22 protein-coding genes are annotated in these 22,711 nt (G+C 37.5%); 10 read left to right on the top strand and 12 right to left on the bottom strand.

Annotated features, from left to right (window positions below):
- Genes BTO11_RS04375 through BTO11_RS04350 form a run of 6 tightly spaced genes read left to right on the top strand, consistent with a single transcriptional unit; the run spans position 1 to position 6,094 of the window.
- The gene (locus BTO11_RS04375; protein ID WP_105051443.1) at positions 1-888 is read left to right on the top strand and encodes a DUF547 domain-containing protein; all 888 of its coding nucleotides are present in this window, start codon (positions 1-3) and stop codon (positions 886-888) included.
- The gene (locus tag BTO11_RS04370) at positions 875-2,185 is read left to right on the top strand and encodes an ABC transporter substrate-binding protein (protein WP_105051442.1); all 1,311 of its coding nucleotides are present in this window, start codon (positions 875-877) and stop codon (positions 2,183-2,185) included. Before BTO11_RS04375 ends, BTO11_RS04370 begins: the two co-directional genes overlap by 14 nt.
- On the top strand, positions 2,182-3,897 hold the full coding sequence (locus tag BTO11_RS04365; RefSeq protein ID WP_105051441.1) for an ABC transporter permease: 1,716 nt from the start codon (positions 2,182-2,184) through the stop codon (positions 3,895-3,897). Before BTO11_RS04370 ends, BTO11_RS04365 begins: the two co-directional genes overlap by 4 nt.
- A gap of 41 nt (positions 3,898-3,938) precedes the next feature.
- Complete coding sequence (locus tag BTO11_RS04360; protein WP_105051440.1) at positions 3,939-4,628, top strand: ATP-binding cassette domain-containing protein; 690 nt, start codon at positions 3,939-3,941, stop codon at positions 4,626-4,628.
- The gene (locus BTO11_RS04355) at positions 4,618-5,304 is read left to right on the top strand and encodes a CDP-alcohol phosphatidyltransferase family protein (protein ID WP_105051439.1); all 687 of its coding nucleotides are present in this window, start codon (positions 4,618-4,620) and stop codon (positions 5,302-5,304) included. Before BTO11_RS04360 ends, BTO11_RS04355 begins: the two co-directional genes overlap by 11 nt.
- Positions 5,297-6,094, top strand: a complete 798-nt coding sequence (locus BTO11_RS04350; protein WP_105051438.1) for a sterol desaturase family protein — start codon at positions 5,297-5,299, stop codon at positions 6,092-6,094. The genes BTO11_RS04355 and BTO11_RS04350 overlap by 8 nt, the downstream gene beginning before the upstream one ends.
- A 181-nt stretch (positions 6,095-6,275) precedes the next feature.
- Here the strand turns inward: BTO11_RS04350 and BTO11_RS04345 are convergent, their stop codons facing one another.
- Positions 6,276-7,145 carry a hypothetical protein gene (locus BTO11_RS04345; RefSeq protein WP_105051437.1) on the bottom strand — a complete coding sequence of 290 codons (870 nt, stop codon included), beginning with the start codon at positions 7,143-7,145 and terminating at the stop codon, positions 6,276-6,278.
- 2 nt (positions 7,146-7,147) lie between these two features.
- Entirely contained in the window at positions 7,148-7,831 is a 684-nt protein-coding gene (locus tag BTO11_RS04340; RefSeq protein WP_181135837.1) for a glycoside hydrolase family 25 protein, read from the bottom strand.
- A gap of 346 nt (positions 7,832-8,177) precedes the next feature.
- On the opposite strand from BTO11_RS04340, the gene BTO11_RS04335 reads away from it, so the two are divergent.
- Positions 8,178-10,778: a response regulator gene (locus tag BTO11_RS04335; protein ID WP_105051435.1), complete on the top strand. Its 2,601-nt coding sequence runs from the start codon at positions 8,178-8,180 to the stop codon at positions 10,776-10,778.
- Positions 10,779-10,814: 36 nt separating this feature from the next.
- Here BTO11_RS04335 and hxpB read toward each other — a convergent pair whose 3' ends face one another.
- From hxpB to BTO11_RS04320, 3 genes are read right to left on the bottom strand one after another with little or no spacing between them, the layout of a single operon-like run.
- A complete protein-coding gene (gene hxpB / locus BTO11_RS04330) occupies positions 10,815-11,483 on the bottom strand; it encodes a hexitol phosphatase HxpB (protein ID WP_105051434.1) in 669 nt (222 codons plus the stop codon).
- Between the two features lie 18 nt (positions 11,484-11,501).
- Positions 11,502-12,383: an MOSC domain-containing protein gene (locus tag BTO11_RS04325; RefSeq protein WP_105051433.1), complete on the bottom strand. Its 882-nt coding sequence runs from the start codon at positions 12,381-12,383 to the stop codon at positions 11,502-11,504.
- 48 nt (positions 12,384-12,431) lie between these two features.
- Positions 12,432-13,259: a MipA/OmpV family protein gene (locus BTO11_RS04320; RefSeq protein ID WP_146105458.1), complete on the bottom strand. Its 828-nt coding sequence runs from the start codon at positions 13,257-13,259 to the stop codon at positions 12,432-12,434.
- A 158-nt stretch (positions 13,260-13,417) separates the two neighbouring features.
- Between BTO11_RS04320 and BTO11_RS04315 the strand changes: the two genes are divergently transcribed.
- Positions 13,418-14,188: a hypothetical protein gene (locus tag BTO11_RS04315; RefSeq protein ID WP_146105457.1), complete on the top strand. Its 771-nt coding sequence runs from the start codon at positions 13,418-13,420 to the stop codon at positions 14,186-14,188.
- Between the two features lie 17 nt (positions 14,189-14,205).
- Here BTO11_RS04315 and BTO11_RS04310 read toward each other — a convergent pair whose 3' ends face one another.
- Entirely contained in the window at positions 14,206-15,990 is a 1,785-nt protein-coding gene (locus tag BTO11_RS04310) for an ABCB family ABC transporter ATP-binding protein/permease (RefSeq protein WP_105051430.1), read from the bottom strand.
- A gap of 109 nt (positions 15,991-16,099) precedes the next feature.
- On the opposite strand from BTO11_RS04310, the gene BTO11_RS04305 reads away from it, so the two are divergent.
- Both BTO11_RS04305 and BTO11_RS04300 read left to right on the top strand, forming a co-directional pair.
- A complete protein-coding gene (locus BTO11_RS04305) occupies positions 16,100-16,693 on the top strand; it encodes a hypothetical protein (protein WP_105051429.1) in 594 nt (197 codons plus the stop codon).
- A gap of 137 nt (positions 16,694-16,830) precedes the next feature.
- Positions 16,831-17,391 (top strand): phosphoribosyltransferase, encoded by a 561-nt coding sequence (locus BTO11_RS04300; RefSeq protein WP_105051428.1) that lies wholly within the window; start codon positions 16,831-16,833, stop codon positions 17,389-17,391.
- A 108-nt stretch (positions 17,392-17,499) separates the two neighbouring features.
- Here BTO11_RS04300 and BTO11_RS04295 read toward each other — a convergent pair whose 3' ends face one another.
- The 6 genes from BTO11_RS04295 to BTO11_RS04270 form a co-directional block, all read right to left on the bottom strand.
- The gene (locus BTO11_RS04295) at positions 17,500-17,919 is read right to left on the bottom strand and encodes a type 2 periplasmic-binding domain-containing protein (protein WP_105051427.1); all 420 of its coding nucleotides are present in this window, start codon (positions 17,917-17,919) and stop codon (positions 17,500-17,502) included.
- A 10-nt stretch (positions 17,920-17,929) separates the two neighbouring features.
- Positions 17,930-19,105 carry a porin gene (locus BTO11_RS04290; RefSeq protein ID WP_105053662.1) on the bottom strand — a complete coding sequence of 392 codons (1,176 nt, stop codon included), beginning with the start codon at positions 19,103-19,105 and terminating at the stop codon, positions 17,930-17,932.
- Between the two features lie 119 nt (positions 19,106-19,224).
- Complete coding sequence (locus BTO11_RS04285) at positions 19,225-19,644, bottom strand: type 2 periplasmic-binding domain-containing protein (protein WP_105051427.1); 420 nt, start codon at positions 19,642-19,644, stop codon at positions 19,225-19,227.
- Between the two features lie 10 nt (positions 19,645-19,654).
- Positions 19,655-20,773 carry a porin gene (locus tag BTO11_RS04280; protein ID WP_105051426.1) on the bottom strand — a complete coding sequence of 373 codons (1,119 nt, stop codon included), beginning with the start codon at positions 20,771-20,773 and terminating at the stop codon, positions 19,655-19,657.
- Positions 20,774-20,993: 220 nt separating this feature from the next.
- Positions 20,994-21,413, bottom strand: a complete 420-nt coding sequence (locus BTO11_RS04275; protein WP_105051425.1) for a type 2 periplasmic-binding domain-containing protein — start codon at positions 21,411-21,413, stop codon at positions 20,994-20,996.
- Positions 21,414-21,423: 10 nt separating this feature from the next.
- Positions 21,424-22,551 carry a porin gene (locus BTO11_RS04270; RefSeq protein ID WP_105051424.1) on the bottom strand — a complete coding sequence of 376 codons (1,128 nt, stop codon included), beginning with the start codon at positions 22,549-22,551 and terminating at the stop codon, positions 21,424-21,426.
- Between the last annotated feature and the right edge of the window lie 160 nt (positions 22,552-22,711).

Below are 22,711 nucleotides of genomic sequence, written 5' to 3'. Positions count from 1 at the left end.
ATGATCAAATCACTTTTACTGAGTTTAACTTTGTTTGCAGGTTTATTTGCTAACCTAGTTCAAGCTAATGTTAAAAGTGAGATTAGCACTGATATAACGCATAAAGTGTGGGATAAACTGTTAAGTGACAATGTCGTGGCCATTAATAATGGCCACAGCACACAAGTCAATTACGCAGGATTTAAAGCACAGCACAGTCAGTTAAAAGCCTATTTAGATTTATTAAGTGCTACCAGTAAAAGTGAATTTTATAGCTGGGAAAAGTCTAAGCAATTGGCTTTTTTAATCAACGCTTATAACGCATGGACCGTTGAGCTTATTGTAAGTAACTACCACCCCCAAAAAAATCACCAAACTAAACAACACCCAAAGCTTAAATCAATTAAGGATTTGGGTAGTTTTTTTAGATCACCTTGGAGCAAAAAATTCATTCCTTTATTTGGTGAGACTCTGAGCCTTGATGATATTGAACATGGTTTAATTCGTGGTGCGGTTGATACAAGAGTCACTGATACAGGCAAATCTAAATATAACGAACCGCGTATCCATTTTGCCTTAAACTGCGCTAGCATTGGCTGCCCTGCACTTCGTGAAGAAGCTTATACTGGTGAGATGTTAGAAACACAATTACAGCAACAAACCATTCGTTTTATATCAGACTCATCACGTAATTTTGCCAAAGGTAATAACCTCAATATTTCTTCAATATTTAAATGGTACGGTGACGATTTTAAGAATGGTTTTAAAGCAGCAACTAGCTTTGAAGAGTTTCTTTTGTTGTACGTTAACGAACTAAAACTAAACGCAGCTCAACAACAAGCCCTTAAAAACGACGATATGAAAATTAACTTTTTAGATTACAACTGGGACTTAAATGCCCTTAACTAAATTTTGGCAGGTGAACTCGCGACACTACTTTTCATGCATCGCTTTTTTCATTTGTATAACCCTAAGTGTCTCTCTATTTCCAACAGCCATTTTTGCCTACACAGAACAAAACTCAAATTTAGCCCAGCAATCACGCTGGCAAAAAATTGAACAGACGGGTGAAAATCAAGACGTATACTTCTACGCATGGGGTGCTGACTCACAAGTAAATGCTTATATTCAATGGGCTGCTACGCAAGTTAAAACAAAATATAATATTAACTTAGTACATGTAAAACTAAGTGATACTAGTGAAGCAGTAAGTCGTGTGCTTGCGGAAAAATCTGCAAATAATAACAACCAAGGCAGCGTCGATTTAATGTGGATTAACGGTGCTAACTTCGCGACTATGAACGAGCATACATTATTATTGAAGCAATGGGCAAATAAATTGCCCAACTTTCAATACACAGATCCAGTAAACAACCCTGCCGTTACTTTTGATTTTGGCATTCCAACTCAAGGGATGGAAGCACCATGGGGATTAGCCTCTCTTACTTTTTATTATGACAATCTGGCCATTAACGGCTCTGCTAATAATCAATTGCCAACTACTCTAGATGAATTATTAGTTTGGAGTACACAAAATCCAGGGCGCTTTAGTTATCCTAAACCGCCTGACTATTTGGGGATGAGCTTTTTAAAATATGCACTTGTTATGCTACATCAACAAAGTGATGAAACAATAAAAGCACAATTAAACCAAATGGCTACCAAGCAAAATACACAACAAATATTAATGCCACTGTGGAATTTTTTAAATAAATTACATCCAACACTTTGGCGTCACGGACAACATTTTATGCAAAATGGCGCACAAATGCGCCGTTTAGTGGATGACACAGAATTAAGCTTAGCTTTTACTTTCTCAGCACCAGAAGTACCAGCCGCAGTGAAACGCTTTGATTTGCCAAAGAGTATTCGCAGTTACGCTATGAGTGATGGCAGTTTAAGTAATACACATTTTGTCGCTATCCCTTATAACGCGAGCCACCAGCAAAGCGCACAATTAGTGGCTAACTTTTTACTCAGTCCACAAGCGCAAGCCCAGAAACAAAAGCCAAGTGTTTGGGGCGATAAAACCGTCCTAATTCAGTCAACCTTATCCTCTGATCAGCAAGCTTTATTTCAAACGGACACTCCACATCCAAGTGCGCTACCACTTAATAGTATTAAACGAACTTTGAGCGAACCACACCCTAGTTGGGTTGAAGCCATTATGACAGGCTGGCAAACTCGTTACGGGGTAAGCCAATGACGAGCAACATAAAAACTGATGTATTTACCCGTATGGTAAAACTCAGCCCACGTTTTCTACTTGCCCTACTTTTACTACCGATTTTTGCTGGTTTAATTAGTGTATTACTACCAGCTTTTGGCTGGGCTCCAGAACTCGAACAAACAAGTATTGGGCTGCATGGATTTTATGCGCTTTGGCAAACACCTGGCTTGAGCCAAATGGTAACACTGAGTGTTTCGACAGGGTTAATTAGCACTTTACTGGCTTTTATTATTACCTTAATGATCTTAGCCGCATTCTTTAACAGTCCCTGGCTTAACCGTATTCAACGTTTACTCAGCCCTATTTTAGTTATTCCACATGCGGCAGCGGCTATTGCTGTTGGCTTTTTAATTGCGCCTTCCGGCATGATCTCACGATTACTATCGCCTTGGTTAACAGGATGGGAATTAGCCCCAAATGGCCTGTTTCCACACGACCCTTATGGCATCAGTATTATTTTAGGGTTAACACTCAAAGAGTTACCGTTTTTATTGTTAATGGCCCTTGGTGTATTGGCACAACCTGAACTTGGCAAAAAATTACGCCAGCAACATAAGGTGGCACTTAACTTAGGCTATTGTCCTATGACAGCCTTTTTTAAAGTCATACTACCAAGTCTTTATCCTTTATTACGTTTACCTATTTTAGCGGTGCTCGCCTATGCTAGTGCGAGTGTGGAAATGCCACTGATATTGGGACCAAACACCCCTCCCACTCTTGCAGTTGCGATTATGCACTGGTTTAGTGATGTTGACTTAAACTTGCGTATCAAAGCATCAGCCGGCGCGTTATTACAACTGACGCTGACTGGCGGATTGCTAGCATTATGGCTTGGCGGCGAAAAGGCAGTTAAAGTCTTATTTAGCGGCTTAATGACCAACGGCCAACGCCGATATGGCAGCGCTTTTTGGCAAACAATTACCTTAGTGCTTACCACCTTAGTTATTGCTTTTATATTACTGTCATTAATTGGTTTAGTTATGTGGTCGGTCGCTGGATTTTGGCGCTTCCCTGCTGTTATGCCAGATCAGTTTGTATTATCACATTTTCAAAATGCATTGATGCAAATGAGTGAACCACTATTTAACACCCTTGCTATAGGTATAATCACTACGGTGTTTGCCACTATCATCACTTTGCTCTGTTTAGAGTCAGAGCAATTAACTGCAAAACCTATGTCTCGTTTTACCAGTTTAGTTATTTACATCCCCTTACTTGTCCCAAGTATTGCATTTTTATTTGGCTTAGTATGGATGCAACAACTTGTGCATAACCAAACTTCCTTTTTTAATGTAGTGTTTACCCATTTATTATTTGTTTTACCGTATGTTTTTCTATCACTGTCTAGTAGTTATAGACGTTTAGATCCACGTTTTGCTCATGTTGCAGCAAGCCTTGGTGCATCCCCTGCAAAAGTATTCTTGCAAATTAAGTTGCCTCAATTATTTTCACCAATTTTAATAGCTATTGCCCTTGGCTTAGCCATTAGTTTTGGTCAATATTTACCTACACTTTTAGCTGGCGGTGGGCGAATAAGCACCATAACAACAGAAGCCGTTACACTTGCCAATGGTGCTAGTAGGCGTACGAGTGCGGTTTATGCCATTATGCAAATGGTGTTGCCATTAATAGGATTTATATTGGCCTGGCTGTTACCTAAATACTTTTTTAAAAGCGCACATCGATGAGAGCGTACCCAGTTAATACTTGCAAAAGCATAGGTTTTTAAATGCAATCTTCTTTACAGATCAAAGATTTACAATTGTTTCGTCAGAGTGAGCAACTACTTAACCTAAACGAGTTAGTGAATGGCGGCGACGTTCTTACAATTATGGGCCCTTCTGGCAGTGGTAAATCTAGCTTATTGAATTGGCTTACGGGCACATTACCTAGTGTATTCAGCGCTAGCGGTGAGGTATGGCTCAATGGTCAAAACATTGGGGATTTACCGGCGAATTCGCGCCATATTGGAGTGTTATACCAAGACGCCCTGTTGTTCTCACATTTATCAGTGGCCGGTAATATCCTATTTGCCATGCCCAAAGGTAATAAAAAACAACGACTTGAAAAAGTAGATCAAGCACTGGAGCAAGTAGGCTTGAAAGACATGGGGGATCGCCACCCGGATAGCCTTTCTGGTGGTCAACAAGCAAGAGTAGCGTTACTACGAATGTTATTAAGTGAACCCAAAGCTATTTTATTGGACGAACCGTTTAGTAAACTAGACACTCAATTACGTGTCGATACGCGAAAATTAGTGTTTGATCTAATCCGTGAACATAAACTACCTGCAATTATGGTCACCCACGATCATAGTGATGCTGAAGCAGCGCAAGGTAAAATCATAACGCTGCATTCGCAAGAACACTTACAAAGCGATTCGCAAGAGCTACTTACAAGAGAAGTACATGTTAGATAAATTTATTACGCCAGCTATAAAACCAATATTAATTCCTGTTGTGAGCTTATTACATAAACGAGGCGTAACTGCGGACCAATTGACAGTGATTGGCTTTTTAATTGGCATGTTAGCGGTTCCGTTATTAGCATTTGAATTATGGTACGGCGCATTAACCGCTATTGTGCTTAATCGTATTTTGGATGGATTAGATGGTGCACTCGCCCGTTACGCAAATCAAAGCTCTAGCGCCGGTGGTTACTTAGATATTACGTTAGACTTTTTGTTTTACGCGGCCATTCCGCTTGGTTTTATATTGGCAAATCCTGAACAAAATGCCATCGCTGGTTCTATTTTACTGGCCACCTTTATTGGCACAGGCTCCAGCTTTTTAGCTTTCGCTATTGCCGCCGAGAAATTCAAATTAGAAAAACCGCAGTTTAAGTACAAAAGTTTCTATTATTTAAACGGCTTAACCGAAGGCACCGAAACCATTGCTCTGTTTATTGCCTTTTGTATTTGGCCGCAGCATTTTGTTTTGTTAGCCAGTGTTTTTGCAACAGCGTGTGCCATCACAATTTTCACTCGGATACACGGTGGTTATCACACACTTAAGCAGCAAGAAGCGAATGTAAATGCCAACACCGAAGAAACAAACGATACGGCTAATGAAACCGCTAAGGTAGAAAATGACTAACGAAGTATGGTGGAGACTTGGATTCTTTTTCAGCATTTTAGTAATAATGATGTTACTTGAATGGCGACTGCCTGCACGCCAATCCCCTATTAAAAATACTAAACGTTGGTTGGCTAACTTTGGCTTGGTATTTACCTCGTCATTGTTTGCAAGATTAGTGATCCCAATTGGCTTAACCGCAGTTGCTTTGTACAACACAGAACAGAACATAGGTTTGTTTAATCAATTACAGCTAACGACTAACATGCCAAACTGGTTGATCATTGTATTAAGCCTGTTGTTGTTAGATATTTTAATTTACTGGCAACACAGGTTATTTCATAAAGTGCCAATGCTGTGGCGTTTACATAAAGTACATCACGCTGATGCCCATGTAGATACCAGCACAGGATTACGTTTTCATCCAATTGAAATTGTCATTAGCATAGCGGTCAAGTTTGTGGCCGTAACGGCATTGGGCGTTCCTGCCATTGCAGTACTTATATTTGAAATAACCTTAAACGGCTTAGCATTATTCAACCACGCCAATATTCGCTTACCTAATGCCATAGAGAAGCCGTTACGACTTATATTGATGACACAAATATTGCATCGTATCCATCACAGCCAAGTGGTAAATGAAACCAACTCAAATTATGGTTTTAGTGTTATTTGGTGGGACAAATTATTTAATAGTTACAAAGGTAGTGCGGAAAAAAGTGATCAGAACCTTAATATCGGTTTAGTTGAATATCCAGGCGCTAAACAAAACAGTTCACTTTTATCATTGTTAACTATGCCATTTAAGTAAACACATCATTAAACCGTGCCGTCTAACTAAAGCGGTGAGTATATTAGAGCGTGTTTATCTTTGCGGTATAAATTTCGTTCAAACTAGAATCGTTCTGAGTTGAGGCGATGGATAGCAGGCATCGTTATTCTACGTAAAAATCCATTAACAAAGAGCAGGATGCTCTAGTTATTCGCTGCTGTTACTTTCTATGTAACAGCAAGGAATTGAACCCTTGCTTAGTTAGCCGAATAAAAAAATAAATGATAAATAAGGGCATAAACAGATACTCGACAAATATTAATGTTAAATGTTTGGCTGACAAAGCTGACATTTTCTCAGAGTGCTTTCCTAAATGCTCTGGTTTGTCTTTAAAGTAACTCATCGTTCCTTTTACTTTATCTTTCAAGTCAGAACTGCCCTCGTATTGTGGAAGTTGATGATGAAAACTTGAATACCCTCGGTATATTTCAGACTTATGAGGTGATAGCAGGTGTTTACTCAACATGGCCGTTGAGTAAATTGAATAAGGCAATATAAAGTGAGTAACCAGTACAATAAGCCCTAGAGTAGCCGAGATCTTACTGACCATTTGAGATATTTTATGATAACGCTTCCAAAAACAAACACTAATGCCTAATGAAATAAAGAACATGGTTAACATTACTGACATCGAAAAATGACTCGCCTCCAGTAATAGTGACAAAAATTCGATTGATGATAACGACGCTAGTGTGAGTTGCCACGATAAATTAATAACGTCATGCAAGCTGGAAAGGATCTGACCTAACTGAACTTGTACGTCCACAATAAAGCTAATTCCGCCTTGGCTACTTTGTAAGACAGCAAGTACGATTTTACTTTCCGTCAATATGGCCAATAAGTCAGCGGTATAATCTCTAGCCGATGCCAAATAAGCTACATTAGTTGCGTCTATATGGTTTGAACCCGTTACTTGACGGAACCAAGCTGACAAATACCCTAGGTACGATAAATAAGCCATTATACTAATGACTATCAGCACCAGAGAACGTTGAACTAATGATTGTTTAATATTACTTTCATCTGTCATATCTACGGCCGAATGGTAATGCTTTCGGTATGTGACTCTTCAATAAATCGTAATAATTTCCCGCTATCCGAATAAAATCGATTTAAATCAACATGCCCATTAATGCCATTTATTTTACCTTTCATTGAGTGTTGCCAAATTGTCCAACCACTATGTTTCCATGGTGATGGAATCTCTTTTATCTCTTTCCCATACTCTGCTATCCATAAGGGATAACGGGAAAATTTTTCTTGAGTTAACACTTCACTACCAAAGCTACTATTGGTGTAGATAATAGGTATGCGCTTTGTTCCCTTTTCCACTTCTTGCAACCAAATCAATGCTCTTTCTTCTACAATTTTATAAGACTTATGATCACTAACTTCTATATCTAACATAGGCGGTAAGTCGTACTCTCGTAACTCACCAATGGTTTTTATAAAGTGTTCAGCTTGCGTTTTAGGATTGTCGTGGGCAAAGAAAAAATGATAAGCACCACGGTGAACCTTAGTCGTTCTAAGGAGGTACCAATTTTTGTCAAATTTAGGATCTTTGTAAGTTTCGCCTCCTGTTGCTTTAACATAAGCAAAGTTAATCCCAGACAGCTCAACGGTAGACCAATTAATATCCCCTTGGTAATGAGAAACGTCGATACCTAAAGAATGAGGTTGGAAGTTTTTATCTAGTTTAGGTGTAGTGTTATCCAAGCATGGATCTAGGTCATGTATGCTCACGCACCATAAGATTACTAGTATTAAAAAAACAATCCCTAAAACCATTTTTATTGATAAATTAATGTTTTTTATTTTTTCTAATATCATTGTAGTTTTATCGACCTTTATTAATTTACTATGCGTTGTAAATTGCAAGCTTCGCTAGTATTACTGGGAGCTTCAATGAGTTTATAAGTGGAGTGTAAACTGGAAATGAATAAATAGTATTTCACGTTATTACAGCCTAGATATGACTTAAATAATTAAATCCATACGCTATTTTATTTTAGTGATATAGTCTTTATCATAAGAAATCGAGACAAATTATAGGTATGACTTAATGATGAAAGATGGAATATTTGGTGTAGCTTCCTCGCTATTATTGTTTGCCTTATTAGTTGTCGCTTTAGTTTTCAATTATGTAAAAGATAAAGATTTAATCCTTCTTGAACTGAAAAATGAACGCGAGTCGGTATTAATTTTATCAAAAGAAACCTTTCGGGAATTACAAAAAGTAGTAGAACAAGATTTAACTTTATTAGCTAGTTCGTATGCCCACCACCTTGATGATCCAAGGTCACTTGCCTTACTTTTCCAAGACTTATTAAACGCTAGAGAAAACTTATATCTACAAGCCAGAGTTATTGACCAAGATGGCATGGAGAAAATCAGGGTCGATCATAAAGGTTCCAAAATCATTACTGCTAAAGCCTCAGATTTACAAAACAAATCATCTAGAACTTACTTTGTAGAAGCTCTCGCTACCCCCAAAGGTAATACGTACTGGTCAAATATAGACTTAAATATAGAACAAGGTGTTATTCAAACGCCTTTTATAGCGACAACTCGTGCAGCAAAAATAATCACAGATAAACAAGACGAACGTATCGGTATTGTTATTCTCAATTTAGATCTCAATAATCTGTATCAAAAAGTAAATACCTTCGTAGAGTCTAGAAATTTAGAATTTATTCATACAGATAATCAAGGTTATTTTTTATACCACAGGAATGATGAACTGAGATGGGGCAACGTTTTACCAGATCGAGAGCGCGCCACGATAACTGAAAATATCGGCCAAGATATAATGCCGATATTAGCTAAAACACAAACCATTAAAGATAAATCCGGATCTATTTTATCGATGCAATACAGCCCACAAAATGGTCTTTACTCTGGATTTATTGCGGTATCGACTCCAGCTAAAAGAATAAATTCAGCCATTTCAAACTTGCAATATCATTACCTAATTTACTTTTTACTTATTAGTGCTTTTAGTATCGCCTTACTCTTTATCACGATTCGCTATCAAAAAATAAAAGGCCAACACCAACAACAAATTATCCATTCGTTATCGGAAGCAAAAAGTGGCGCTGAATTCAAAAGTCGTTTTTTAGCTAATATGAGTCATGAGATCAGGACGCCGCTTAACGCAATTGTTGGTATGTTGTTTTTAATTAAAAATGACTCACCAACAGAATCACAACTTAAGTTGATTAATACTTTAGAGTCTAGTTGTGGTCATTTATTGTCAATAGTGAACGATATTTTGGACTACTCGAAAATCGACTCCAATATGCTCAGGTTAGAACAAGAAGACTTCCATTTACACGAAATATTAGACAACGTTGCAGGAATGAGTCGACAATTATCGAAAGATAAAGATATCCAGGTATTAACATCTATTTCAGATGGCATTATCTCTGAACTCTCTGGTGATGCATTTAGATTGACCCAAATACTGATTAACTTAATCAGTAATGCCATTAAGTTTACTAGTGAAGGTCATGTAACTTTAGACATAGAAACGGTAGAACAAGACAATGTGGTTTTAGCCAAATTTACCGTCACAGATACAGGCTGTGGCATGAGTGAAGAAACGATTGAGTTAATTCGGAACCCATTCCAGCAAGCTGATACATCAACGACTCGACGCTTTGGTGGTACAGGTTTAGGCATTTCGATTGTTGACCAATTAACTAAGTTAATGGGTGGTTCAATTGCAATAAAAAGCACGATTAATGAAGGTTCCACCTTTGTTGTAGAGCTACCATTTTCACGTAGTAAAACCAAAGTACAGTACCGCGCATACGATGAAATCGACTTTAAAAAGCTAAACGTATTAGTGGTTGATGATGACAACGTGGCCAGAGAATACTTAACCTCGATCCTCAATAGCTTTGGCTGCCAAGTCACGTCTTTTGCAACTGGCGAAGATAGTTTAGCTTTTTACCAGCAATCTATTATGGCGGGGAAAAAAATACATTTAATCTTTATGGATTGGCGCTTACCAGGTAAAGATGGCTTGTCGATTGCCAAGAAAATTACCGAGCTAAGTTCAGATAAGAAACCAGTTATTATTATGGAAACCGCATACGGACGTGAAGTGATGCGAGAAGCTGGTTTTTCTGATTCTATAAATCAATTATTGGTAAAACCAATCACGCCATCAGACGTATTTGATGTGGTAAACGAACAACTCAGCTTAATCAAAAACAAAGATATTAAACAGTCTATCGCTTTGTCACCAACTCAATTTGACGCCGATGTATTGAAAGGAATTCATGTGTTAGTGGTTGATGATAATAGAGTGAACCAGACAGTCTGTGGCAAAATATTAGCTAAACTAGGTGCTACATTTGAAGTTGCTGATAATGGTGCCGAAGCTATTGAGCTGCTTGAGTTAAATCACGATGCATATAATGTCGTTCTAATGGATATGCAAATGCCGGTTCTAGACGGTGTAGAAGCAACCAAAATACTACGAACTATGCCTATATTTAAAGACTTGCCAATAATCGCGTTAACCGCAAATGTCGGTAAAGAAGATATTGATATTTGCTTAAACGCTGGCATGAATGATTATGCGTCTAAACCGATTGAAGCGAATAAGCTCGCTAAGCTTATCTCGCAGCATAATAATACATTGGCTAAAAATTAAGATTACGGTCTTCAATTACAAAATACTAATACCAGATTAATCTACACGGCCAATTAATCTGGTTAGATCTTGTTCACTAAATTCATTTAGTGTGCGTAATTTTAGAATGGCAGGTGCATACTTCTCATTAGAAAAAGAAGCTAATGGAGGTACAACGGCTACTTGCATATTGGCAGCAATCGCTGCAGTTAGTCCTGTTATAGAATCTTCAAACACTAAACAATGTTCTGGTTTTACTGATAATTTTTTAGCGGTAGCTAAGTAAACTTCAGGATTAGGCTTACCATTAATAACTTGATCCGACGATGTCGTAACTGCAAAATAATGCGCAATGTCCAACTTATTTAATACCGCTTTAGTAAGACAGCTTGGTGAGTTTGTCGACAGACCTATTTTTACTTTATGTTTGACCAGCAAATCTAACAGATATTGTACGCCGTCCATTTGCTGTCCACTTTGTTTGATCAGCTGCTCTACTTTTCTAATTACTTCATTTTCTACTTGTTCTAAACTTTTATTTTCCCAGGGCGATCTTGCATACCAAAAATCAGTTACATCTTTTGTTGTCAAAGACGAGGTTAATTTTGAGAGCTCGTCGGTTACTTCAACACCAACAGATGAAAAAACTTGTTTTTCCGCCTCTACCCACATGGCTTCAGAATCAATAAGAATTCCGTCCATATCAAAAATTACAGCTTGGATCATACTAAAACTCACTATCTATCAATGGTTCTCATTCACAAATTCAACTTTATCGCCAATGGCGATCATAAAAGTTGGAAGGCTTTTACTACTTGGTGCAAGCACTGCGTTTTGTCCAAAAAAAGCTCCTTTGTCTGGGACATGCTGCATATTAAACAAAGTTTTTAATGGCTGCTGAGGTGTTGGTACTTGCGCGGTAAATTGGTCAATCCCTGGCACAGGACAGCGCTGACAAGGATTACAAAAGTCGATAACTCCAACTTGAGTTTCATCTTGACCAAGTAATCTAAGATTGTCACTTTGGTGCTCTATAAATGCAGGAACATTATCCACAATAATATTGCCACGAAAGCGATTCATAGGAATCGTTGGGATATCTTGAGCCTGTAATTCATTATTAAGCTCAAGCAACGAATTAGTATTAGTAATTAAAAATGGATAACCGTCGGCAAAGTTGGTTGTGTTTTTATTACCCTGGCTATGCTTTACGCTTACTTGTCTTTTAAAATCTGGACTCATGCGCACCAAATGTAGTTTCTGCTCTCGCCATAAACCTAAAACTTGCACTAACCAGTCAGATGCAGCCTGGCCTTCATCTAATACCTGACATTCACTTTTCCAAACCTTAGCTTGTTTTTCTTCTGTTGAATTAGACTCTAACAATATCTGTAGGGGTTCATGTTCTGGATGTTTCAGAATAAGGTGGGTATCTGTAATGCTAGTTTGAATTGTTGCCATTTCAGGCCAAGTGCGCTGAGTTAAGAACAAACCATCGTCGTTAACTATCATCCAATGTCGGTCCCATTTAAGCCCTTGTTCTGTGACCATACTTTTATCTAAGCTGATCCCTTGCAGAGATTTAACCGGATAAATAACTAATTCTGATATAACGCCAATTGCCATGTATTAATTTCCACTTTAAACAATAAGATCTAATTGCCCTAATTCAGGTTAATCAAATAGCCAAAAATAAGAGCCGCCAAATAAAGTATGGCTTGTCACTTTTACTAAAGGAGAAGATACGTATTTTGCGGCGCTGATATCGCTATAAGCAAAAAACAAACTAACAATTTGATTGTCTCTTTGCCAACGTAAACTGCTATTGAAGCGAATGCCCGCATAACCTCCTTCAGCTTTGTAACTTTCTCTAGTGGCCGTTTCAAAGGCTTCATCAACACCGTAGAAAGCTTGAGCATATTTGTCAGATACAAATTCAAACTTAAAGGTACTCGACATGCTTACTTGCCCCATAAAGTAATCTTGTTGTAATTTCTTTCTGAATACAACACTCGGGCTAGAGCTAAAATTTAATGAATCAAGCTTTAAGGTTCTTGCTTCTCTAAAATTGAGATCAATAAACAGCGCACTGTCGGCTTTGTTATTACCTTGTAAAAAATATTTAAAACTTGGCCCATATTCAAAAACGGCATCGATATCATCCATGCCCTTTCTTGCTTGGTTTTTATCGCTGTCGACAGGAATAGCGCCTGATAAACTTAATGAGACAAAAAGCTTATCATGATGAAATAATTTCCGATTAATACCGCTTGAGCTGATTTTCATTTTAGGGCCGTTATAAAGAATATAAGGCAGCGGAAGCGTTAAATTACGACTTTCATCTGAGCCTATATAATCAGGAACGCCATGTGCATGAGCTAAACCGACACCTAGTATCCATTTACCCTTTTTTTCTTTAGGGGAAACGACATTTTTATCACAATCGATTACTTCAAATATGTCACAACTACCAGCGTCAGCCAATGAGTTAAATGGGATCATGAGTATTAAAAGTATAAATATATAACGGTCAATATATTGGATATTTAGTTCTCCGTTAATTAGCGTAATTAACACTAAAATTAATTTTTAGACTAAGGTTCACTGTAAACATTAAGCCTGATTGTCGATTTCAAAGATGTAATTTTAACGTTAAGATAATGTCAAAGTTATTAAATAGATATAAATACATGTTAAAGACAGGCTTCAAAATTTTCACCTATCTAGTTTTGTTATTAGTTATTGGTTTTTTAGTAAAGCCTATGCCTGACTTCCCGCATCACAACCCCGTGACTCTACCTTGGCAGATTCAAGATACTAGCTTAGCTCAAACAAATTATCAGTATTTAGAAAATGGCCAAATCTTGATCTCCATTACTCATGTACCACTTATTGATATCACGCCTAAAATGTTGACTTGGTTTTATCAAAACCTACCGGTATCAAGCGTACAAATTGGCCAAGAAATATTACCCTGGTATCAAATATTCCATCCATCAGAACATCAAAGTATTAATATTTTACAGTCAACCACCGACGGTTCTATTGGTCTTGGAATCGGAGCATTAATAGAGAAAAAACAGTGGTTTGGTTCTTACAATAGTCTAACAACCGAACGTGTTATGGCATTCTCAGAACAAGGCATGACACTTAAACCTGAGCTTGCCGGATTATCTTTTGCACAAGTTGAACACTTATTCATTAAAACAAAAACAGGAACTCAATACCAAGTCAGCAGCTTAATAGGATCTGACTTACCAATTATTGGTCCCGTTATAAATTTAATTATTCGCTACAAAATACTGCCAGAAGACATGCTTAAACAATCAATTAGACATCAAGTAGAAGAAGTGAGTAACCTCAATGCCTTTTTACCAACGCTTTACCAGGCAGATAAACAAGGTACTCACTACTTATTAACACAGGACTAGATTAACTAATACCGGTATTAATCTTGTTGCATCGCCCACATTTTTGCATAACGTCCGTTAGCGGCGATTAATTGCTGATGATCACCCGTTTCTACAATCTCACCTTGATGCATGACAATAATTTTATCGGCATCGACTATAGTGGATAGTCGGTGAGCAATCACTAACGATGTATGTCCGGTGGAGATCTCTTGCAATGCTTTCAAGATTGCTTGCTCTGAGCCAGAATCTAACGACGACGTCGCTTCATCAAAAATAAGTATTGGCGGACGTTTTAAGATTGTTCTGGCGATGGCCACTCTTTGTTTTTCTCCACCAGATAATTTCAAACCTCTTTCGCCCACAACAGCATGTTCTTTTTTGGGTAGATCTTGAATAAAGTCAAACAAATGAGCGTGTTTAATGGCCTGCCAAACTTCCGAATCATCAGCATTGGGGTTGCCATATCGAATATTTTCAAAAATAGTGTCATTAAATAAAACGGTATCCTGCGGAACTATGCCCATATGTTTGCGTAACGACTGCTGTGTCACTGTTTTTATATCAACACCATCAATTTCAATTGAACCTTGAGTCACATCATAAAAACGAAATAACAATTTCACTAATGTCGATTTTCCAGAACCACTTTCACCAACCACAGCCAGCTTTTCACCGCTGTTAATGTTAAAGCTGATACCTTTTAAAATCGGTCTACTAGGGTCGTATTCGAATTTAACATCATTAAAGCGAATAGCACCCTTGCCGATTTGTAAGTTTGCCGCGTCTTTCGAGTCGGTCACTTTTGGTTTTCGAGCCAGTAACTCAAACATACGTTCAATATTTGCCAATGAGCCTTTAATTTCACGATAAACAAACCCTAAAAAGTTCAATGGCATAAATAACTGCATCATAAAGGCATTAATCAACACAAAGTCACCTAAGGTCATTTCCTTAGCTACAACACCTTGAGCTGCTAGTAATAACATTGCGGTCATAGCCGACGCTATAATCATCGCCTGGCCGCTATTTAGACCAAATAAGGTTAACCTATTTTTTCGACGCGCACTTTCCCATAATGCTAATTCATCATCATAGCGTTTGGCTTCGTACTCTTCGTTATTAAAGTATTTAACGGTTTCGTAATTTAGCAGGCTATCGATTGCGCGTGAGTTGCTGGATGAGTCTGCTTTGTTGGCTTCGCGAATATATTTAGTGCGCCACTCCGTTGCATACGCCGTAAAGGCAATATACAAGACAATAGAGCTAAACGTTATTAACGCGAAGCTCACGCCGTATTGATAAAAGAAGATAGCCACAACAAATAGGATTTCTAATAAGGTAGGAACGATATTAAACACCATAAAGCGCATTAAAAAACTGATGCCAGATGTACCACGTTCCATGTCTCGGGAAAGTCCACCTGTCTGGCGGTTTAAATGAAAATCCAAGTCTAAATTATGTAAATGATTAAATAACTTTAAGCCAACTCTACGCATGGCTCGCTCTGTTACTCTGCCAAATAAGGTATCTCTAATTTCACCTAAAATTACATTTAAAAAACGGAGTAAACCATATGCTAATACCAAACTAACCGGTACTGCCACGATAGCCACAACACCATCATTAACCTGATCTAATGAATCTACAATTTCTTTCAAAACAAATGGCAAGCCGACAATTGCTATTTTAGCTAACACTAAACATATCAACGCCAACACAACTCGAAGTTTATGTTCCATTAAATATGGTAATAATGACGCTATTGAGCGCCAGCTAAACTCGGTTGGATTTAAATCTGGTGCGTGTTTACTATTTCTCACTAGTTATCTCGTTATCCATTCACTTTATAGTATAAAAATGTTCATTTGACTTAACATTCATTAGGGTATATTTTTCAACAACTTTTTTTACCTGTTTGGGGACCTTATTATGACATTTATAGTCTCATTTATTGTAAGCATCGTCTTTACTTTGATGATAGGCCTAGCTTTGGTGCGCATTCAAGAAGCAAGAAAGATAGAAGCTAAAAACAAATCAATGAACAAACAAGTTAGAGATATACAAGCCGACTTTCGTGAGCTTGTTGCTCCGCTTTATACAGACAATATAGTCAATGTCATGTCGAGACAAAGACTAACATCAATAGTCTCTAACTTTTTTGTTTTTCAACCGGTCTCTGAACAAAACATTGAAAGATTATTGCATATCGTTGAGTCATGCCGAGGAGTGTTTGATAAGTGTCGAATAGATAACAGTCAATACCCTGAAGAATTCCCAGATGTGTTTGATAAATTTATCCAGTCAATTCCTATTAGCGCCCGTGACTTTAAAGTTAATTTTTATAATATAGCACTACCAACTATTCTTGAAGAGTTTGTCTACTCCCTTGATACCTTATCGGGAGTTGCAGAAAAAAGTGCAGAACAGATTAATGATGAAAAGCCATTTAATATAAGAGGGTTAAATGATGGTTTTGACGAGCCAACTCAAAAAACACCTCAACAACAACCGTCCGTGCATTAAATTAACTGCCAATACAGCTTAAAATTAATATAAACCAACACTATTGCTCTATATTACCGAGTTCTGCAAGAATTACGTTTTAGCTACTTAATAAATAATCTATAATTTGAAGTCATTTATTAATTGGTAGCCCACTCATGAGTACAAAAAAATTTATAACTTCACAAGAGCTTCTAGAAGATTCATTTAGATTAGCCCACAAAGTATTTCAAGATGGTTTCCGTCCAGACTTTATCATAGGTATATGGCGCGGTGGTGCACCAATAGGTATAGCGGTTCAAGAGTTTTTTGACTTTAAAAAAGTAGAAACTGATCATATTGCGGTTCGTACTTCGTCTTACTACGGTATTGGACAACAATCGAAAGAGATCAAAGTACACGGGTTGCACTATTTAATTGAAAACGCGAATGCCTCGGATTCATTACTAATTGTTGATGATGTATTCGACTCAGGTCGCAGCATTGACGCTTTAATTAAGCAAATACGCTCATTATCTCGCCTTAATACACCACAAGACATACGTATTGCTTGCCCTTGGTATAAACCAACTAATAACCAGGTAGATATCGTGCCGGATTATTATATAAACGAAAGCGAAGAGTGGTTAGTATTCCCGCATGAACTTTCTGGCTTAACAAAAGAAGAATTGTTAGAAGGTAAAACTGAATTAGCCAATATTAAAGATTTATTGGTTTAAACCTTCTCTAAATTTATTAAAATACAGATATAAAAAAAGGAGCTTACGCTCCTTTTTTTTATGACTATTAATGTACTTATCTTGCTATAAATTTAGCGTTATAAGAACTTAAAATTTAGCTATTACTTTTACTGCACCAGTAACCGCACTCGCATCAACATAACCGATTAAAGTCGGATCTGCTGAGATAAGCTTGATAACTTCTGCGTCATTAGCCACAACCTTTGGTGGTGTGCCTTTACCAGTAAATACTAGTTTAGACCAGTATGACTTTATTTGGCTGCCTGATTTATTTAACACTTTAGAGTTAAATTCATCTGTTGCTGCACTTGATGCATCTTGTGTAATTGGTACCGCTTGACCGCCACCATCAAAACTTTTCTTTTTACCTAGAAATATTCTAGAGATAGATGAGCTATCTATTGCTGAAGCATTTGAAGGGTGAACAACCACGGCAATTTCTGCTTGGGCAAACACTGACGTTAAGCCAAGAATCGTTACACATAATTTTGTTTTTAAAAATTTCATTTACTACCCCTTAAAATACCAAGTCCACACCAACTGACAATACATTTATTGCATCTGCATCGTTAATTTTAGTACTTGTGATATCAAATTTTAATGCTGCTGATGGGTGAAAATTGTAACGGGTACCAACAGTAAATGTATCAATTGTTTCCTCTTGAGATGAAATAAGAGTTTGATATGCAGTTCTCGGATATACAGTATAATCGGCTGTTATGGCTAAGCTTTCTGGTAAATCAGAGCTGTAATCGTAATCACCCTCATTAGTATCTTCGCCGTGCTCAGTTATTGCATAAACAGTAAAGTCATCAAAACGGTATCCTACAGATACATAATACTGCTCTTGTTTTGCTACAATACTATCCTCTACGTCAACAGTTGTAAATTCAGCTTCAACTAATAAGTTATTATAATCAACAGCGAATCCAAGTCCAATAAACGAACCTATATCTTCGTCAACATTTAAATCACTAGCAACTTGTGGATATATACTACCAACCAGTGCAATACCGTTATTTAAAAGTCGCTCTGGATCTTCATTATTTTCAAAACTAATTGATGTTTCGGCTTGAGCATATATTGCACGAGCAGTAAACCAGTCATAAGTAACAGTCCAGTTAATACCCATCATGTTATTTAATGTGGCTGGATCTTCATCAGATACTAAATCAACGCTACCATCATAACTACCATAGAAACCTTGGATAGTTGAATCCCAATCGCCTATCGTATGATTATTAACAAGGCTTAAACCATCAAATGTAGAGAATACTAAACTGTAAACTGCTTGCGGTGGACGAGCCCATGCATATGCATAACCAACATCCAAAAAGTCAGAATAACGGTAAAATGGAATACGAAGTTTACCGGCATTTATTTGTGTACTGTCATTAATATCATAAGACAAATAAGCCCACTCAAATTCTGCAGCGTAATCATTCGACCCGCGAGACATAATTTGCGCTGTTGCTGATAAGCCATCACCTAAATCTGAAGATATTTGTAAAGCAAATAAGCTTTCCGGTTTAAATGAAATATTATCATTGTAGCCAAACATGCTTGCGTCTTCGTCAGTAGTTACGCCTGCAACGACTGACGCAAACCCATTAATTCTTGTATCAGCTGCTATAGCTGAGGCCGATGTTGCACCAAGTGCAAGTACAATTGCTGCTGCTAGTGTATTTTTCATTAGTTGTTTATCCATATTTTGTTGTTAATTCTTACATTTACGATAATAAATCGAAGCATGAACTCATTTTCATTACCGTAACAAAACTTAATATAGCCCTATATATCAGAGCTCAGAGCTTAAAATTTAGCTATTACCTTTACTGCACCAGTTACAGCGCTGGCATCAACATAACCAATTAAAGTCGGATCTGCCGAGATAAGCTTGATAACTTCTGCGTCATTAGCCACAACCTTTGGTGGTGTGCCTTTACCAGTAAATACTAGTTTAGACCAGTATGACTTTATTTGGCTGCCTGATTTATTTAACACTTTAGAGTTAAATTCATCTGTTGCTGCACTTGATGCATCTTGTGTAATTGGTACTGCTTGACCGCCACCATCAAAACTCTTCTTTTTACCTAGAAATATTCTAGAGATAGATGAGCTATCAATTGCTGAAGCATTTGAAGGGTGAACAACCACGGCAATTTCTGCTTGGGCAAACACTGACGTTAGGCCAAGAATCGTTACACATAATTTTGTTTTTAAAAATTTCATTTATTGCCTCTTAAAATACCAAGTCCACACCAACTGATAACGAACTTTCGCGCGCTTCTTTGTTAGTTTCACTATTCGTATAATCAAATTTTAATGCTGCGGATGGGTGGAAGTTGTATCGCGCGCCTAAAGAAACAATATCTTGTTTTATTTTTCGGCTTTTTAATACGCTATCCACTGTCGGCCCTAATACACCATAAGCGCTTGAAATTTGACCATACCTTGAGTCGTCATGTTCATCATTGCGGTTTTCAATAGTTGCCAGTAGAGTTAACTCATCAAAACGATAACCTAGAGATAGATAAGCTGAATTTTGCTCCGCAAAAATACTATTTTCTACAGCTACACTGATTATTTCAAAATCAACTAAAAAATTATTGTAATCAACACTTAAACCTAGCGCTAAAAAGTCGCCATAATCGTCAGCAATTTCAATATTACTTGCATCATTATTCAAGCCAACGGATGTTAGTGCGGTAATTAAGGGAGCCGAAGCTCCAACCTCAACACTCACATCAGCACCAAAGTAAGCGACTCGAGCTGTTAGCCAGTCGTAATTTAATGTCCAGTTAACGCCCATTAAACTATCTAATTCTGAAGGATCTCCATCTATCACACTATTATGTGAGCCAGCAATTAATTGTAGAGTAGAGTCAACGTCACCTATTGTGCTGCTATATACATAACTTACCCCGTCATAAGACGTGAAATCTAAATTATATACGGTTGAAGGTGGACGAACCCAATTATAAGCATAACCAACATCCAAGAAATCAGAGTAGCGATAAAATGGGATACGTAATCTACCTATATTTAGTTGAGAGCTGTCTGATATCTCATAAGACAAATAAACCCATTCAAATTCAGCAGAGTAATCATTTTCTCCGCGGGACATTATTTGTGCGGTTGCCGTTACGCTTTCAGTTAAATCTGAAGTAATTTGCAAAGCAAATAAACTCTCAGGCTTAAATGACATTTTATCTGAGTAGCCAAACAGTTCTGTATCAGGATCAGACATTATCCCAGCAACAACAGAGGCGAATCCATTTATTTTAGTGTCTGCCGCAAGAGCAGATGTTGATGTTGCACCAAGTACAACGATAATTGCTGCTACAAGTGTATTTTTCATTAATTAATGATCCATATTTTTTATTGATGTTTACATTAACTCTATCGAATATAAAAGAAGATAGTATCTTTAATAAACAGTTAATGACTTTACGTGTAAATTATACCATTTTGGTAATACGCTACCTATAGTGGTTTCCCCTAATGTTATTCAACACAGGAATAAGTATATAAAAAAGGAGCATAAGCTCCTTTTTTATATTAAGGAGCTTATGCTTAATTTAAAACTTAGCGATTACCTTCACATTACCTGTAACGGCACTTGCGTCGATATATCCAATTAAATTTGGATTTGCTGAAATTAAACTAATAACTTCTGCATCATTAGCTACCACTTTTGGTGGTGTACCTTTTCCGGTAAATACCAATTTAGACCAGTATGACTTCAACTGACTCCCCGATTTATTTAACACTTTAGAGTTAAATTCATCTGTCGCAGGCATTGAAGATTCCTGATTGATAGGGACCGCTTGGCCGCCACCATCAAAACTTTTTAATTTACCTAGAAATATTCTAGAGATAGATGAGCTATCAAGTGCAGATGCATTTGAAGGGTGAACCACCACTGCAATTTCTGCTTGGGCAAACACTGACGTTAGGCCAAGAATCGTTACACATAATTTAGTTTTTAAAAATTTCATTTATTACCCCTTAAAATACCAAGTCCACACCAACGGTGAATACATTTACCGCATCTGCATCGTTAATTTCACTACTTGTATAATCAAATTTCAATGACGCTGATGGATGGAAGTTGTAACGCACACCTACCGATACACTATCTTGTTGCACTTCTTGACCTTCAAGTGCTCCATCTACTAATGAATCAAGCGGAGCATACACACTTGGGATTTGACCAAACCTAGAGTCATCAAATCCATCTTCACGGGTTTCAACGGTAGCTAATACAATCCATTGGTCAAAACGATATCCAACCGATACATAAGATGAATCCTGATCTGCCGCTACGGCGTCTTCGGTTCCAGAGCTAATTAACTCAAAATCAAAAAGAAAGTCGTTGTAATCAGCACTTAAACCTATAGCAAAAAAGTCACCAAAGTCTTCAATAACTGCAATGCCATTTGCATCATCTACCAAGCCAACATTATTTAATCCGGCTATTAGAGCAACCAAACCTTCATTTTGTATATCTACAGTAACGTCTGCACCAAAGTAGCCTATTCTAGCCGTTAGCCAGTCGTAAGTTACGGTCCAGTTAATGCCCACTAAATTATCTAGCTTAGAGGGGTTTCCATTAATTATACTGTCATTTGATCCTGCAATTAATTGCAAGCTTGAGTCGGCATCTCCTAGCGTACTGCTATATACATAGCTTAAGCCGTCAAAAGAGGAAAAATCTGAGTTATATACGCTCGAAGGTGGACGATTCCAGTTATAAGCGTAACCAACATCTAAAAAGTCAGAGTAACGATAAAATGGAATACGCAATCGGCCTGCGTTTATTTGAGAGTTGTCTGATATCTCATAAGACAAATAAGCCCATTCAAAATTTGCAGAATAATCATTTTCTCCACGAGACATTATTTGTGCGGTTGCTGATAGCCCCTCACCTAAGTCAGACGAAATCTGTAAAGCAAATAGACTTTCTGGTTTAAATGAAAGTTTATCATTATAACCAAACAAGCTTGTATCTGCGTCTGTTGTAATTCCTGCAACGACTGAGGCAAAGCCCTTAATCTGGGTATCTGCTAATGCCAGAGCTGATGTCGATGTTGCACCAAGTGCAACTATAATTGCTGCTGCTAGAGTGTTTTTCATTAAATACGACCCATGTTGTTGTTGATATTATATTTAAAGTCAGCGATCAAAAAATCGACCATGAACGCTTTGTTGTGAAAGTTAGTGATATGAGATAAATCGATATCACGACTATAAAAGTAAACCACGAATCCAGATCCCGCCAACTTACGACAACTAA

It is taken from the genome of Psychrosphaera saromensis, from assembly GCF_002954545.1.
In the GTDB taxonomy this organism is placed as follows: domain Bacteria; phylum Pseudomonadota; class Gammaproteobacteria; order Enterobacterales; family Alteromonadaceae; genus Psychrosphaera; species Psychrosphaera saromensis.
Note: the sequence above shows the minus strand (reverse complement) of the source record. Positions and strands in the feature narration are given on the sequence as shown.

Bases quoted from the DNA above. Each gene is read 5' to 3' on its own strand.
- BTO11_RS04345 (WP_105051437.1), bottom strand. From the start codon at position 7,145: ATGACAGATGAAAGTAATATTAAACAATCATTAGTTCAACGTTCTCTG.
- BTO11_RS04275 (WP_105051425.1), bottom strand. From the start codon at position 21,413: ATGAAATTTTTAAAAACTAAATTATGTGTAACGATTCTTGGCCTAACG.
- BTO11_RS04315 (WP_146105457.1), top strand. From the start codon at position 13,418: ATGTCAAAGTTATTAAATAGATATAAATACATGTTAAAGACAGGCTTC.
- BTO11_RS04325 (WP_105051433.1), bottom strand. From the start codon at position 12,383: ATGGCAATTGGCGTTATATCAGAATTAGTTATTTATCCGGTTAAATCT.
- hxpB (WP_105051434.1), bottom strand. From the start codon at position 11,483: ATGATCCAAGCTGTAATTTTTGATATGGACGGAATTCTTATTGATTCT.
- BTO11_RS04280 (WP_105051426.1), bottom strand. From the start codon at position 20,773: ATGAAAAATACACTTGTAGCAGCAATTATCGTTGTACTTGGTGCAACA.
- BTO11_RS04370 (WP_105051442.1), top strand. From the start codon at position 875: ATGCCCTTAACTAAATTTTGGCAGGTGAACTCGCGACACTACTTTTCA.
- BTO11_RS04335 (WP_105051435.1), top strand. From the start codon at position 8,178: ATGATGAAAGATGGAATATTTGGTGTAGCTTCCTCGCTATTATTGTTT.
- BTO11_RS04270 (WP_105051424.1), bottom strand. From the start codon at position 22,551: ATGAAAAACACTCTAGCAGCAGCAATTATAGTTGCACTTGGTGCAACA.
- BTO11_RS04305 (WP_105051429.1), top strand. From the start codon at position 16,100: ATGACATTTATAGTCTCATTTATTGTAAGCATCGTCTTTACTTTGATG.
- BTO11_RS04375 (WP_105051443.1), top strand. From the start codon at position 1: ATGATCAAATCACTTTTACTGAGTTTAACTTTGTTTGCAGGTTTATTT.
- BTO11_RS04300 (WP_105051428.1), top strand. From the start codon at position 16,831: ATGAGTACAAAAAAATTTATAACTTCACAAGAGCTTCTAGAAGATTCA.
- BTO11_RS04360 (WP_105051440.1), top strand. From the start codon at position 3,939: ATGCAATCTTCTTTACAGATCAAAGATTTACAATTGTTTCGTCAGAGT.
- BTO11_RS04285 (WP_105051427.1), bottom strand. From the start codon at position 19,644: ATGAAATTTTTAAAAACAAAATTATGTGTAACGATTCTTGGCCTAACG.
- BTO11_RS04290 (WP_105053662.1), bottom strand. From the start codon at position 19,105: ATGAAAAATACACTAGCAGCAGCAATTGTACTTGCACTTGGTGCAACA.
- BTO11_RS04365 (WP_105051441.1), top strand. From the start codon at position 2,182: ATGACGAGCAACATAAAAACTGATGTATTTACCCGTATGGTAAAACTC.
- BTO11_RS04355 (WP_105051439.1), top strand. From the start codon at position 4,618: ATGTTAGATAAATTTATTACGCCAGCTATAAAACCAATATTAATTCCT.
- BTO11_RS04295 (WP_105051427.1), bottom strand. From the start codon at position 17,919: ATGAAATTTTTAAAAACAAAATTATGTGTAACGATTCTTGGCTTAACG.
- BTO11_RS04350 (WP_105051438.1), top strand. From the start codon at position 5,297: ATGACTAACGAAGTATGGTGGAGACTTGGATTCTTTTTCAGCATTTTA.
- BTO11_RS04320 (WP_146105458.1), bottom strand. From the start codon at position 13,259: ATGATCCCATTTAACTCATTGGCTGACGCTGGTAGTTGTGACATATTT.